Origin of the sequence: Aureibaculum sp. 2308TA14-22 (assembly GCF_040538665.1) — a bacterium.
Lineage (GTDB): Bacteria > Bacteroidota > Bacteroidia > Flavobacteriales > Flavobacteriaceae > Aureibaculum.
Map to the genome: position 1 here is coordinate 2,421,631 of NZ_JBEWXT010000001.1, position 14,926 is coordinate 2,436,556.

General features: G+C 33.7%; 10 protein-coding genes and 1 pseudogene. 1 reads left to right on the top strand and 10 read right to left on the bottom strand.

The genetic code is table 11. The features are described 5' to 3' along the window. Nucleotides 1-22: 22 nt before the first annotated feature. The 4 genes from U5A88_RS10840 to U5A88_RS10855 form a co-directional block, all read right to left on the bottom strand. Entirely contained in the window at nt 23-3,790 is a 3,768-nt protein-coding gene (locus U5A88_RS10840; protein ID WP_354206339.1) for a sialate O-acetylesterase, read from the bottom strand. Nucleotides 3,791-4,058: 268 nt separating this feature from the next. Then, complete coding sequence (locus U5A88_RS10845; protein WP_354206341.1) at nt 4,059-6,983, bottom strand: glycoside hydrolase family 3 N-terminal domain-containing protein; 2,925 nt, start codon at nt 6,981-6,983, stop codon at nt 4,059-4,061. A gap of 22 nt (nt 6,984-7,005) precedes the next feature. Continuing rightward, nucleotides 7,006-7,494, bottom strand: a complete 489-nt coding sequence (locus U5A88_RS10850) for an ABC transporter ATPase (protein WP_354206343.1) — start codon at nt 7,492-7,494, stop codon at nt 7,006-7,008. Nucleotides 7,495-7,503: 9 nt separating this feature from the next. Beyond that, nucleotides 7,504-8,280 carry an exonuclease domain-containing protein gene (locus U5A88_RS10855; RefSeq protein WP_354206345.1) on the bottom strand — a complete coding sequence of 259 codons (777 nt, stop codon included), beginning with the start codon at nt 8,278-8,280 and terminating at the stop codon, nt 7,504-7,506. Nucleotides 8,281-8,449: 169 nt separating this feature from the next. Here U5A88_RS10855 and U5A88_RS10860 point away from each other — a divergent pair, with 169 nt between their 5' ends. Further along, nucleotides 8,450-10,498 (top strand): coiled-coil domain-containing protein, encoded by a 2,049-nt coding sequence (locus U5A88_RS10860; RefSeq protein WP_354206347.1) that lies wholly within the window; start codon nt 8,450-8,452, stop codon nt 10,496-10,498. Nucleotides 10,499-10,539: 41 nt separating this feature from the next. Here U5A88_RS10860 and U5A88_RS10865 read toward each other — a convergent pair. The 6 genes and pseudogenes from U5A88_RS10865 to U5A88_RS10890 form a co-directional block, all read right to left on the bottom strand. Then, nucleotides 10,540-10,638: pseudogene (locus U5A88_RS10865) on the bottom strand (2-oxo acid dehydrogenase subunit E2); the annotation flags it as partial. A 212-nt stretch (nt 10,639-10,850) separates the two neighbouring features. Continuing rightward, nucleotides 10,851-11,168, bottom strand: coding sequence for a GIY-YIG nuclease family protein (locus U5A88_RS10870; RefSeq protein WP_354206349.1), 318 nt, complete (start codon nt 11,166-11,168; stop codon nt 10,851-10,853). Between the two features lie 42 nt (nt 11,169-11,210). Next, on the bottom strand, nt 11,211-12,548 hold the full coding sequence (locus U5A88_RS10875; RefSeq protein WP_354206351.1) for a dihydrolipoamide acetyltransferase family protein: 1,338 nt from the start codon (nt 12,546-12,548) through the stop codon (nt 11,211-11,213). Between the two features lie 88 nt (nt 12,549-12,636). Further along, the gene (gene hemF / locus U5A88_RS10880; protein ID WP_354206353.1) at nt 12,637-13,539 is read right to left on the bottom strand and encodes an oxygen-dependent coproporphyrinogen oxidase; all 903 of its coding nucleotides are present in this window, start codon (nt 13,537-13,539) and stop codon (nt 12,637-12,639) included. A gap of 61 nt (nt 13,540-13,600) precedes the next feature. Next, the gene (locus U5A88_RS10885; RefSeq protein WP_354206355.1) at nt 13,601-14,155 is read right to left on the bottom strand and encodes a GNAT family N-acetyltransferase; all 555 of its coding nucleotides are present in this window, start codon (nt 14,153-14,155) and stop codon (nt 13,601-13,603) included. Next, nucleotides 14,152-14,910: an EI24 domain-containing protein gene (locus U5A88_RS10890; protein WP_354206357.1), complete on the bottom strand. Its 759-nt coding sequence runs from the start codon at nt 14,908-14,910 to the stop codon at nt 14,152-14,154. Before U5A88_RS10890 ends, U5A88_RS10885 begins: the two co-directional genes overlap by 4 nt. Nucleotides 14,911-14,926: the final 16 nt, after the last annotated feature.

Sequence of the window (14,926 nt, forward strand, 5' to 3'; positions counted from 1 at the left end):
TCTTTATTGAAAATGCCAAAACTTAATACTTAATCGCTTTTTTACTAATCTCAGTACCGTTTTCAAAAGTTGTATTTAAAATAAGTACAGTACCTTTTCTAATGTTATGTGTGTTTATTCTAAACTCACTATCATTGGGTAACATATTTACCAATAATCTACCTGTAATGTCATATATCTTTAATTCACTTATTATCGTTTTTGATTTAACTAACAATGCATTGTCTTCATTAACTACAATAAAGTCATTATTTAACTCCAAGTCATCAACACCTAAAGTTGATTTGGCAAATTGTAATGTAAACCTATCATCGTAACTGCCCCAACTTGGTAACGTAAAGTTATAAGGCTCTTGTTTTAAATCATGAGTTACATTCAATTCATTATCAACTAAATAAATATCATTATCTTTTAACACACCTTCAAAACGGTCTATACTAATAGTATAATCTATAGAAGTATTATCTATATAAGAATTGAAAGCCAGTGGCACTTGTTTATCAGTAGTAAAACTGCTCAAGCCTTGAATACCATATTTTAAAGTGTCTATTTTCGAGTATAGGTTTATCCATCCTTCGCTAATTTTAATACCATCATATAGTCTATCAAAATTATCAGTGGCATTTTCAAAAAAGCCAATTAAAATTTGACTAAAGGCCCCACCTTCACTACTTTCAAAATTCAACCAAACTCTATCTTTTTCGGTTGCTGACTCTTTTTTGTTATCTGAACCTCTAAAAAACTGTGTGTTTAAGTCTTTTTCACGCATAGCATCAGTAAAAGTTAGGGTATCACTTACGGACGAAATGGCTCGCACCATAAAACCTTGACCCGATCCAATATAACGAGTTGGAACTGCACCAGTTGGATTCGATGGAGATGGAGAACCAGTGCCAATACCGCCTGCTAAATTATAAGAAGCATAATCATCACTTGTGTATTGTTCACCACTCGAGCTACCATTGTTAGGCGTATAATGCGTCCAAAACCAAATTGTACCTCCTACTGACAATTTATTAGTACTATAATCAAGTAATTCATGAGCATCAATGGCTGAAGGGTATGGATTTCCAACTAAATTTAAATCGTCCAATAAATTTGGATTATCATTAAAAACCAAATCGTTACTTCCAATAAGTTGAATTTTTCCAGTATTAGGTTTGCCGGAAAAAGTAATATCTGTTGTCGAAGGGTAACTAACTCCCGTGGTTGGTCCTTGAGAAATGTATCCTTTACCTGGCGTCATTACTGAATTAGATGCATTAATCCATTCACCTAGAACTTCACTACCTCCTGTACCGTTACTATTGGCTACGGATTGATCCCAATAATAAATACGCCCTTGGTTGTAATTTGATGGTGGAAAAACATTTATTGTATTTTCATTTTCTAGTGGCGAAGACCAATAAGTATAATCGCCATTGTTTGTTAATTGCGTTGTTGTTTCTGTTTTACCAATAACACCTATTATGCTTACCAAACTATCAGGGCTAAATTCATTAACGGTATATAAAGAGGCCTTATCTCCAAGTGTTAGGAGACCACCATTACCATTATCAACAATTAAACTATCAGACACTTCAATATAATTGGTGCTTGTGTTGTTAAAATCGACAATACTTTGTATTAGTAATTTACCTGCACTTAATGATCCATAAGTTTGATCATAACTACCAGCAATAATAGCACTTCTAGTTCTGTCGGAAGTTCCATTATCCCAAATACTTCCAAATGTCCAAGTAGTTGCACCTGTATTCTGCGTACCTAAAGCAATATTCATATCACTAAGTGCATTATCAACTTCAGATAATGCTAATTCTGTATAATTAGTTGCAGTAAAAACAGTAGAAGACTCCATGGAGTTAGTATAACCTTTTGCGAAACTTTTATTTTGACCCCAATTTGGTGGTGAACCACTAGAGGCTACAACTCCTACAATATCAACCATATTATCAAAACTAGTATTGTCATTAGTGCTTGAAATTAAAATAACATCATCACCATCAAAATTACAAACTTGGTCTGAAATTGTATGTGCCGAACCTAAATTCAGTGGCGGTGGCAGAGCTGCAGACGGGTTTTTAAACAATATTACCTCTCCGGGTAAAATTGGGTTATTTAACCCTGCACTCCCTACAATCTGAACGCTTTGATCTGGATTACTTATTTGGATAGTTCCGTCTATCGCTTTTGTCTCATCAAATAAAGCCAAATAATAATCACCTCCATTTATAGGATTTGAAGAAATGTTTTTAACCTCTACCCATTGGTCGTTGTTTGCCCCTTCATAATATTGTGTTATTAATAGCGAAGGAGTAGCGTTAGATGGCGGTACTATTGGGTACCTATAGAAACTTATAATTTCAATGCCCGATGTATTAATTATAAAACCACTTGATGTATCATTTGGGTAAGGATTACCGTCTTGGCCCAAATAAGAAATTGTAGCTCCGTTACCGGGATTTGCAGATAAATGAAATAAGATTTTATTTCCTTGTGTTTTAATGCTATCAATTGTTGAGGTTAAATCATTTAATGCTGAATCTTCAAGTCTAAAATCAACCGCATTGCCGTCAATTGACAAAGCCACAGCATCGGTATCAACCACCAACGTAGTGTCGTTTTGCATAAAAGCATCGGTAATAAGAGGGGTTTCTATTTCTTGAGGAAAAGTTTCGCCATACAAATCTCTGAGTACAAGAGGGGAAATTCTGTTGGCAAAGGTTTTGTAACCATCTATATAAGGAAAATGGCACGCATCACCCATCTGACCTATTCCTTGTGTAGACATAATTGAAATATTGCCATTTTCAAATGCCATCTGCCGTTGTGCCTCTTTTATTAAGTATAAGCCATCATAACAAGCTCCATTTCTTGTTTGAAAAATATAAATATGCTCTATATTAATATAATCACTTAACCAATTATTTTTTAATGTTGTGAATTTATTCTTATACTCGGCTACAGTTAAGGATGCTGACGCCCAAGGAGTAGCAGTAGCATTACTTTCGCCTTGAGCCCAAAAAACGGCTCTAACTTTATCTCCAAGACCAGTCTTATTAAGTCGATAATCTAATTTTTGATAAACATTGTAATAATTCGGATTTGAACTATTAAAATCTTTAGCGAAATACCTGATAGGCAATCCAGGTGCAGCTCCATTAAATATGGCCACGGGAACTTGTATTGAATCTAACAACGTTTTAGCCAACGTTAGGCCCCATTGTCCAGTATTTCCATTAGAGTCATTATCACCATCGCCTTGAGCTATATACCAATTATCGTTATTTATGAGATCAACGAGTGAATTAGCGTCAGATGCTTGAGCATATACCCTTATAAAAGGGCTTTGGTTACCATTAGCACTCCCTCCATATTGTTTTGCCTGGGCATTTGATTGTCCGTTGATAATAAACGCATCACCGGCCACCAAACTATCAACCGTATGTTCTATGGTTTCTACAATACCTGTTTTACCATATATTTCAACTTTGTAATTAGCTAATTCTGCCAAAATTGGAATTTCAAAATCAAATGGAGCGTTAATTCCAGAATAAACTAAAGGTTTAGAAATTGAATCTTGAAGTAAATTATTTCTATACAACTTTACTTTAAGAGAGTCATAAGGCGTTAAGGTGTTCTCTACATTACCATTAATAATAATATCTCCTTGATTTGTAACCAAATCTCTACCTATTAACTGTTTATTTATGGGTACAGTATCATACACCACCTGTGCATAACCTACACTACACAGTAATATAAATACCAATGATGAAAGTAATTTCATAGGAATTCTTTTTCATTTGGTGGAACCATCTTAGCAGAACAGTTCAACCTATTATTTTTATAGCAACTTTTTCTTGCTGTAAAGGTATTATAATAATAGCATATAGCAAAATCATAAATCTTTAAGCCTTAATTGGATACATCTATTATCTACAGGTTGCGTACTATTCGATAAATTTTATATATAGTATATGCTTATCCATTAGTAAAACAACTAAGTGATTAATAATCCTAGTTTTCCAATTTTTATTTGAAAATGGTCAAAGCAATTATTCATTAATAATCGCATCCTGAATAATCTGTTGAGCTTCGGTTCTGATGCTATTCTTTACCAAACCTGAATTGGTTGCACTGGGGTACACTCTATTGGATAAAAATACATAAACCAGTTCCGTTTCTGGGTCGGCCCAAGTATAAGTACCAGTATAACCACTGTGACCAAAACTTTTCGGAGATACACAACCACAGGTAGCTTTTTCTCTAGGATTTATTTGAGGCTTGTCAAAGCCTAAACCTCTACGGACATTATTTTTTGAGTAATACCGTTTGTTAAATTTTCTAACAGTTTCTGCTTTAAAATAGCGTTTACCTCCATAATATCCTTCTTGCATATACATCTGCATCATTTTGGCTACATCGTTAGAATTGGCAAATAAACCTGCATTACCGTTTACACCACCAAACATGGCAGCACCCTGGTCATGTACATAACCATGGAGCAATTGATTTCTAAAATATAAATCGCGTTCGGTTGGTACTATTATTTTTTTAGAAAATCTTTCTAAAGGTTTATAGGTTAATGTTGTTGCACCCAGAGGTTTGTAAAAAAACGAATTATTGGAAACGTCCATTGTCTGTTTATATTCCTTTTCAAAATAATCTTTAAACAAGTAAAAAATAAGACCACTATATTTATATCGTTTTCTATTCAACAAAGGGGCATTGGCTATGGCTTGATACATACTATCTTTATAGTCAGTTCTCAAGTATAATTTGTTAGCAACCTGAATAGAAAACTCTTTTGAAGGTTTGTGTCTGTAATATTTATTAGAAATTTTTTGGGTAGTACTGTCAATGGTTTTTAAATAATAAGGTATCCATGACCGTAAACGACCATAATGCGATAAGGCCTCTTTAACCGTTATGTCTTTTTTATCGGTAGTATCTAAAACCTTGAATAGTTTTCCGATTGGTGTATCCAACGTAATCTTACCTTCCTCTTCAGCTTTCATAACCAATGGCAAACCGCCTAAAATTTTAGTGATAGATGCGAGATCATACAAATGCGTATTCTGAACCCTAGTTTGTTTTTTATCTGTATGGTACCCAAAACTTTTTCTATATACCACCTTACCCTTTCTTGCAACCAATACCTGTAAACCAGGTGCCATTTTAGATTTTACTACTTGCTGAGCTAGAGAATCAACACGTTCTAATTTTTTCTTACTCATGCCCACACTTTCAGGTACTCCGTAAGACAATCTGTACAAATTAGAAGAGTTTAAGCCAGAGCCAGCAGCAAACTCATTATGTATTGAAACTGGAAGTCTTCCTTTTGTACTTAATGCCCCAAAAATTTGCTGTGCAGAAACATCTTGAGCTATTTTACTATTCTGATAAGAAACCAATACACTTTCAATATTGGTAAATGTTTTAATATCTAATAAGCTATAAGCACTTGCAAAAACATTTAAAATAACACGATTGTTTCTCGCAATTTCTTGTAGCCAAACTAATTCTTTATTTGAAAATTTAAAATCTTTCCAAGCACTTGCGTTCGATTTGTGATACCCTATAATTACGAGGTTGTACTTCTTTAATTTTTTGATGACATCATCGAGTTTTTTGCCAGAGACAACATCAACCTGCGTATAATCATTTAAGCGATTGATAAAAGTAGTATTATCATCGTCATCGCCTAATTTCACATAGGCAATTTTTGCTTGAGCCAAATCTTTTACAGGAAATACATCCAATTCGTTTTTTAATAATGTTGTTGCATTTTCAACCAGTTTATGATGCAACACCTCAGCATCTTGTCCATTTAAATCATCTTGTAAACCACTTAGCTGTATGGGCTCAGCATTTCTTAATCCTGCCCAATATTTTGCTTTTAAAATCTTTTTAACCGATTCATCCAATCGTGCTATTGTAATAGTACTATCTGCAACGGCTTGTTGTAACGCCACAAACGACCCTGGAATATCCTCGGGCATGGTAATAATATCATTCCCCGCTTTAACTACCTCCAAATTAATCTCAGCCGAACTGGAAAAATTGGCCGCACCTTTCATGTTTAAGGCATCCGTAAAGATCAGGCCTTTAAAACCCATTTTTTCCTTGAGCAAATCGGTTACAATATTTTTAGATAGCGACGAGGGTAATGCCGTATTGGGTTCCAATTCCGGCACACTTAAATGAGCCACCATTAGGCTAGCTAAGCCGTTTTTAAACAATTCTTTGTATGGGTATAACTCTACAGCGTTAAGTCGTTCCTTAGAAAAAGGAATTGAGGGTAAGGCTAAATGAGAATCAACATCAGTATCACCATGTCCAGGAAAATGCTTTGCATTGGCCAAAACATTTTGACTCTGCATACCTTTTGTAAAAGCAACGGCTTTAGAAGCTACATTTTTTGGATCTTCACCAAAAGAACGGTTACCGATTATCGGGTTGGCAGGATTTATATTTACATCCACCACAGGAGCAAAATTCACATGAATTCCTAAACGACTATGGTGTTTCCCTAACATTGCACCAAATTCCTCAATTAAACTTTCATCTTGAATGGCACCCAATGTCATGTTCCAAGGAAATCGGTAGGTATTGTCCAAACGCATGTCCAATCCCCATTCGCCATCAATAGCAACTAACAAAGGTATTTTAGCCTGACTTTGAAAATCATTGGTCATCTGAGCCTGTTTTTCAGGTGTACCTTGAAAAAACACGAGCCCACCCACATGATATTTTTGTATCAGAGCCGTTACATCGGCTTCATGTTTGGCATCTCTATTAGAATAAGCGGGAATCATAAACAATTGACCTATTTTTTCGTCAATGGTCATAGATTTCATGATGCTATCTACCCAAACATTTTGACCATACGTATCAAATTTATCTAAAGGATCTGTCTCTTGTGCGATACTAATAGTAGTTATAAAAAGAAAAATAACGGAGAGAATTCTGGTATTCATAGATGAATAGTATGTTTTATAATTAATGTGCTAAAAACTTTGCATGCCAACTTTTACTCGCTTGTACTTCCCAAGCGGATTGTAAATCTGCCTTAGAATTTATCATATTGTTAAAAACGATGGTGTCAGCATTTATTTTATTTTGTGCCGCATATTTTTTAAAATCGCTTAACGAAACGGTATTTATGTTTGTACCATCTTTAAAAGAAACATTCATTTTATTTAATAAATCAATAGCAAAGGCTTTTTCTATTTCTTTGATAATATGAACCGAACTATCTATGGAGCAACCTGAAACTTCATTTACGTTTTCGTCAACAGCTAAGATAACAAACTGATTGTATTCAATTTTAAACGAAGCCGTTAAATCATCACCATGGCGTTTCCAATTTTCAACAAAATTTCTTAGATAGTCGGAAATTTGTTCCACCTCGTGCTTGGTCAATGTTCTGTCTGCTTGATACACCCAAACTCTTGAAGTATTGGGCAATTCATTAAAATTTACATACATAAGCTTACTTTAAAATAATTTAGTGTTTAAACTGCGTAATTTAATGGCAGTCAATACTTTTTTGGTGTATAACGGAAAATCTGCATTTTGTATCCATGAGTAATAGCCTTTGTCTTTTTCTAACACATCGGCTACTTTTTTTCCTTTATACTTACCAAAGGTAAAAATTTCTTCGTCTTTTTCATTAAACATAATAAAACCTGCAAAATCAGCTCGTTTTTTATGCGAAGAAAACTCATGTAAAAACTTTACATCATTTTCTAAATCGTCATATTTATCTAATTGAGCTTTTAAAATTTCGTAGGTAGCAATGGTATCTGCCTCTGCCGAATGTGCATTTTCTAAATCCTTATCGCAATAATATTTATACGCTGCACTTAATGTACGTTGTTCTTTTTTATGATAAATAACTTGCACATCAACCCCTACTCTATTCTTCATATCAAAATCAATACCAACCCGTAAAAATTCTTCAGCTAATAGCGGAATATCAAACCGATTCGAGTTAAAACCAGCCAAATCACAACCTTCAATTAATTGATTAATTTCTTTGGCCAATTCTGCAAACGTGGGTTCGGTTACTACTTTTTCATTATCAATACCGTGTATGGCAACAACCTCAGCAGGTATTTCCATTTCAGGGTTTACCAACCAGGTTTTACTTTCTTTATTTCCGTTTGGGTGTACTTTTAAAATGGAAATTTCTACAATACGGTCTTTGGCAATGTTAATGCCTGTCGTCTCTAAATCAAAAAATACAATAGGTTTATTTAGTTTTAATTTCATAGTTATTTTTAAAAAACCAAAGATACAATTTGTATCAAGATATTTTATTATTTAACATTTTGTTTATTAGTAGATATTAACTAAATTTATTGGCTCTACGAGTCGCTAAATTTAGATTTAAAAGTGTTTAAGCTTCTCGCTGGTACAAAGTGAAAACCGAAACCCAAAAATGAATAAAGAAAGAGCAATTACATATAGTTTATTATCTCACATTAGAAATAATGGAACGTTGGCAAAAGGTCCAATTGATATTTTTATTCCTTTGATTAAGCGAACCCTATCTAAAATGAATATGGAAGGAATATTTAAAGGAAAAAGTATTTTAGAAATAAAAGCGGCAAGTGAAAAACTCTATCAAATTGATTTTCCTATCCCTGTCTTAAATAAAATACTGACACAAATTTGCAATGAAATAAATTCAGATGAAATGGAACATTTCATTTTATATCAAGATGGTTCCTTCGCTCTAAATCAATATTCTTTTACTGATTATGAGGATTTAATTGAAACTCAAACAAATGAAATCAATGAACTGGAAGATTTGTTTAAAGATTTTTGTAATTCTTCCGAGTTGGAGATTGAAAATAGTAATTCAATATTCAATTTTATTGAAAAAAATAAATTTACTCTTTCAAAATACATATCACATAGTCAAGAAACAAATGCAGCTGATTATACTAAAGAAGCACAATTCATAGATTTTTTTAAGAGATTCCCAACAATATATGACAGAATCAAAAACATCTATATAGGTTCAATTATAGCTGGGTATATAGAGTATAATTCCGATGATGCAAAAAGAGAGATAATATTACTTCTTGATACTAATTTTATAATTGGCTTGATCGATTTAAACACACCCGAATCAACACATACTTGTAATACTTTATTAAAAATTGCTCAACAACAAAATTTTAAAATTCGCATATTAAAAGATACAATTGAAGAAACTATTAATTTATTAGAGGCGAAAGCAGAATATTTTGACAAATCCTTTTTACAGAGAAAAATTAATGCAGAAGATGTTTATAATGCTTGTGAGAGAAGAAATTTATCAAGAACTGATTTAGAGCGTATAGCTGACAATTTGGAAAAAACAATAGCTGAATTAGGAATTACTATTTTACATAGCACAGATAAACTGAAAAGGGAGGCAAAATATACCGATTTATATAAAGTTTTCCAAGAAGTTCGGAATTCGAAAAAATCGGCTCTTCACGATGCTGCAGCAATTCTGTACGTAAGCAAACAACGTAAAAAGAGAATTAAAGAATTTGATAAAGTAAATGCTTGGTTTGTAAATAATTCATCTTCAGTAGTTGGTGATTCAATTTTTTTAAAAAATGGTTTTCAACCAGAAACAATTAAAGCAGATGATTTATTAAATATTTTATGGTTAAGTAACCCACAAGTTAACAAATCTATAGGCACAGACGATTTAGCGGAAATTGGTTTGACTTCAGCTATTTCATTAACTTTAAGCAAGGACTTACCAAAGTCAAAAATAATTCGAGACTTAGATGACAACATACACAAATACGCTAAAGAGGAAATTAGTGATACCGATATTATTAGAGTTGCAACACGAATTACAAATAAGCAACTAAAAAATATTGAAGAATTAAATTTACTGGCGACAAATGACAAAGAAGAATTTGTAAAAAGACTTCAAGATGAAGCGAATAGACAAAAAACAATTGAAGAAAAAAGAATTCGAAAATTAGAAGAAGTATTTAAAAATATTTCAGCAAGAACAGATGAGCTAGAAAAATCAAAGAATGAATTTCGAGAAAAATCAAAAAATATTGATTCACTTTTAAAAGAAAAGGAGTCCAAAGAGAGTGAGTTAGAAGAAAAACTACTTGTTGAACAGAATAAAAACAGAGAAATATTAAGGGATACTTGGTACTCGGAACAACTAACTAAGTGGAGAAGAAAAACATGGATTGAATTCTTTATTTTTGCCTTAATTTTCATTCTTGGTATTATTTATATTCTTTTTGAATCTAATTGGAATTTAAAACAAGCTATCGCCTATTTCAAAGTATTAAAAGCAAACATTATTGTAAGTGCTTTGATTTCTTTGATTCTATTTATTTGGAACTATTTTAACATCAAAACTCTTTATGCCAAATACAGGAGTCATTCTAACATTCAAAATTTCAAAAAAGGGCTGAAGATACCTGAAAAAATGAAGGAGTTGAAGAAAGCCAAATAGTTAACAGCGATAAGTGTAATCCTAATTTTATATTAAATAAACTAAAACTCCCTATCCGTATCAAAGCCCTCTAAATACTCAGCAACACGTTTTACAAACATACCACCTAAGGCACCGTTGACCACTCTATGATCATAAGAAGTTTTGTCTGGTCGAGCGGAGTCGAGACCTATTACAACGGGAATAGTGAATAACCTCTCGACTCCGCTCGAGGAGACACTCTGACTCCACTTAAGAAGACATACCTTAAGGAATGACAGAAGTACAGAAGTAACGTGTCTTGATTTTCGCCTTTTAATGTTGTCAGGTCGAGCCTTTCGGCTCACACTTAAGACAGGATTAAGTTGAGACCTCAGTCATTTAATTTATTATCCGAATGACTTTCATTTCTGCACTGAGCCAGTAACTGCAATAAATCGTAATCGCCATTAGCTAAAGCTAACTTCTTTTTACCGCTCCATTTTTTTATTTTCTTTTCAAAATAAATAGCCTGATTAACATCATTGAATTCTTGATGGAAAACAACTTCAACAGGTCTTCTCTTGTAAGTAAAGCTAGATTTATTTAATCCTAAGTTATGTTCATCTAATCTTCGAGATATGTCATTGGTTATACCTGTATACAATAAACCATCATTGCATTTTAGTATATAAACGTAGTATAAATTCATGATAAACCTCTCGACTCCGCTCGAGGAGACATTCTGTTAATTTTAAAACTCCCTATTCACATCAAAACTCTCCAAATATTCAGCAACACGTTTTACAAACATACCGCCTAAGGCACCATTGACCACTCTATGGTCATAAGAGTGAGATAAGAACATTTTATGACGTATGCCAATAAAATCGCCTTCTGAAGTTTCAATAACTGAAGGTACTTTGCGTATAGCACCTAAAGCTAAAATGGCTACCTGTGGTTGGTTTATAATGGGTGTACCCATAACACTACCAAAACCGCCTACATTGGTAACGGTATAGGTACCGCCTTGTGTGTCGTCTGGTTTTAATTGGCTGGTTCTGGCACGTTGTGCCAAATCGTTAACCGCTTTGGTCATGCCCATTAAATTCAATTGGTCGGCATTTTTAATTACGGGTACAATCAGGTTGCCATCCGCTAAGGCAGTTGCCATCCCTAAATTGATGTTTTTCTTTTTAATTACTTTGTCGCCATCCACCGAAATATTTATCATCGGGTAATCTTTAATGGCTTTGGCAACGGCTTCCATAAAAATTGGGGTAAACGTAATTTTTTCGCCTTCTCTTTTTTGGAAACTGTCTTTTATCTTGTTACGCCAATTGACAATTTTGGTAACGTCAACTTCAATAAAAGACTGTACATGAGCAGAAGTCTGTATTGAATTTACCATATGCTGAGCTACCAATTTGCCCATTCTGGTCATTTCTATGATTTCATCTTGTCCATTAACCGAAACTGGAGCTACAGGCGTTGTTTTTTGAGATTGAGCAGGTGTTTTGGCTTCAACTGGCTTGGTTTGTGTAGCTTGTTGAGGCATATTTCCTCTATTTGCTACATAAGCCAATATATCATTTTTAGTAACTCTATTATCTTTCCCTGTTCCTATTATGGCTTCTAATTCCGCCATAGAAATATTTTCCTTTTTAGCAATGGTTTTTACCAAAGGAGAGTAAAATTTACCCGAAGGAGAATTCCCAACCTCAGCAACAGGTTCATTTATAGCTGTAACTTCTGCAATCGAATTTTGAATCTCAATAACTTCTTGTGGTTCTTCAATTTTTGCTTCTTGTATAGGGACTTCAACTTTTGTATCTTCAACTACTCCATTTCCTGAAATTTCAATAATGGCCAGTGTTTCTCCAACTTTTACAACGGCATCTACATCATATAACTTTTCAACCAAAACGCCTTCTACTTCACTTGGCACTTCTGAGTCTACTTTGTCAGTAGCAATCTCTACAATGGCTTCATCTAACTCAATAGTATCCCCAACCTCTTTTAACCAAGAAGTGATGGTTGCTTCTGCAACACTTTCGCCCATTTTAGGCAATTTCAGTTCAAATTTAGCCATTGTTAGAATCTATTTAGAGTAGTGCAAAGGTATTAAATTGATAAATTAATACCCCCTTTTATGGTCAAAATTATTAAACTCCTAAGTTTTAAACCCAATCCTTGGGATTTTGCAATACGTTAAGCAATTTCTCTTCTTCGCTTCCCTTTTCAGGTTGATGGTTATATTTCCATTGCACATGAGGCGGCAAACTCATTAGAATACTTTCGATACGTCCGTTCGTTTTTAATCCGAACAAGGTGCCTTTATCATGTACTAAGTTAAACTCCACATAACGGCCACGACGAATTTCTTGCCAATTGCGTTGTGCTTCAGTGTAGGGTAATTCTTTTCTTTTTTCTACAATAGGCACATAGGCTTCTAAAAAACTATTGCCCACTTCGGTTACAAAATTGTACCAGTTTTGCATGGACATTCCGTCCGTTTTTTTACAATAATCGAAAAATAAACCTCCCAGACCTCTGGCTTCGTTACGGTGTGTATTGTAAAAATATTCATCGCAACGCTCTTTGTATTTTGGATAAAATTCAGGATTGTGGTTATCACAAGCTTGCTTACACACTCGATGAAAATGTTTGGCATCTTCTTCAAACAAATAATAAGGGGTTAGGTCTTGACCACCACCAAACCAACTATCCACGATTTCGCCTTGCTTATTGTACATTTCAAAATACCGCCAATTGGCATGTACCGTTGGCACAAATGGATTTTTAGGATGCAACACTAAGCTCAATCCACACGCAAAAAAGTCAGCTTCTTTAACGCCAAAATGCTGTTGCATGGTTTTTGGTAATTCGCCGTGGACCGCAGAAATATTTACACCTCCTTTTTCAAAAAAGTGACCATTTTCTATAACTCTAGTTCTTCCACCACCACCTTCAGGTCGTTTCCAAATATCTTCTTTGAACTTGGCTTTACCATCAACTTCTTCTAGCTTTGAGGTTATGGTATTTTGTAAGTTTTCTATGTAGTTGTAAAATTTATCTTTCATAATCATTTTTCTAATAAATCAACTCCAACTTCCGAGTTTGAACTATTTAAATCGACTGGCGTTATCCTTTTTTCATAAAATGTCCATTATGGGCTTCATATAACTCCATGTCTAAAGGTTGTTCACCAGGAGGGGTAAATTCTTTTATTAGCGTTTTAATCCACTTATATCCGCATTTTTTAGCTACACCAACACTAGGCAAATTATCTTTATGCGAAATAATTTGTAATGTTTCTAAACCTAATGTTTCAAAGGCATAATTTGACAAGGCCTTGACGGCTTTAGAAGTTAAACCTTGGCCCTCAACTTCATATCCAATACAATACGCAAACTCTCCTTGTTTTTTCTCCCAATCTAATTCTTTAATATAAATAACCCCAGCAAGTTCCCGTGTTTCTGAATGTTTCAATGTAAAAAGAAATTCTTCTTTATTCTCAAATTGTTTTACTTTTTTTTCTACAAAGAGTTTAGATAATGTAGGGCTTAAGTTTTCGGCTAAGGTATTTGGAAAGTAACGTTGTAATCGGTCTGCATTTGCCACCATAAAATTACAGATTTTCCAAGCGTCACCCGAATGTATCGGGTTAATTTCAAAACCGTCGAATTGATCAATCATAAAACATCAGTTTTATGATTAATACGTTCAACAGTACCGATAGAAGCCGCGGTAACCGAAAATGGTAACACTAAAATTACTCCAATAATGGGAATCATTAAAAATAACATAAAAACGATGCCGTTACCAATTGCCAACCCTTTATGTTGCTTTACAAAAGTTATACTATTACTATAGTTGTAGTGTCTCTCTAACGTATAATCCATATTTCCAAACCCAGCATAATAGGCTTGAATTAAAAATAACAAAGCCGTAGTAAAAATATTAAGTACAGGAATAAAACTTAACAATAAAATTGGAATGGTAAATAGTAATTCCTTTCCTAAATTCCGAACATTAATTCTTATACCTCGCCAAAGTTGATTGCTAAACGTTGTATTTCTATGATGATGTTTGTCTGATAAAGCCACTCCAGAAAAATGAGCTTCTATTTTTTCGGAAACAGGACTCATAAAAGGAGCGGACAATGCCATAATAATGTGTTTGTACAATATCAATCCCAACACAGCAATTGACAAACCACCTATAACACTGCTTATGGTTGTGAAAGTTTCTTTGCCCCATTCCCATCTCCAAATTTTCGCAATATAGTACCCAATATTATCTGATAATCCATAAGCTAAAAAACCGATAATTATAGCCGTAACAATGCTGATTACAATAGGAATAAAAAAATATTTCCATAGTTTTAGTTTGGAGATTAATCCGAAAGATTTGGTATAAGCTTGAATACTTTTAAAAACATTCTTAATCATGTATGAAGTAACTATT

Bases quoted from the DNA above. Each gene is read 5' to 3' on its own strand.
- U5A88_RS10875 (WP_354206351.1), bottom strand. From the start codon at position 12,548: ATGGCTAAATTTGAACTGAAATTGCCTAAAATGGGCGAAAGTGTTGCA.
- U5A88_RS10840 (WP_354206339.1), bottom strand. From the start codon at position 3,790: ATGAAATTACTTTCATCATTGGTATTTATATTACTGTGTAGTGTAGGT.
- U5A88_RS10855 (WP_354206345.1), bottom strand. From the start codon at position 8,280: ATGAAATTAAAACTAAATAAACCTATTGTATTTTTTGATTTAGAGACG.
- U5A88_RS10890 (WP_354206357.1), bottom strand. From the start codon at position 14,910: ATGATTAAGAATGTTTTTAAAAGTATTCAAGCTTATACCAAATCTTTC.
- U5A88_RS10870 (WP_354206349.1), bottom strand. From the start codon at position 11,168: ATGAATTTATACTACGTTTATATACTAAAATGCAATGATGGTTTATTG.
- hemF (WP_354206353.1), bottom strand. From the start codon at position 13,539: ATGAAAGATAAATTTTACAACTACATAGAAAACTTACAAAATACCATA.
- U5A88_RS10845 (WP_354206341.1), bottom strand. From the start codon at position 6,983: ATGAATACCAGAATTCTCTCCGTTATTTTTCTTTTTATAACTACTATT.
- U5A88_RS10850 (WP_354206343.1), bottom strand. From the start codon at position 7,494: ATGTATGTAAATTTTAATGAATTGCCCAATACTTCAAGAGTTTGGGTG.
- U5A88_RS10885 (WP_354206355.1), bottom strand. From the start codon at position 14,155: ATGATTGATCAATTCGACGGTTTTGAAATTAACCCGATACATTCGGGT.
- U5A88_RS10860 (WP_354206347.1), top strand. From the start codon at position 8,450: ATGAATAAAGAAAGAGCAATTACATATAGTTTATTATCTCACATTAGA.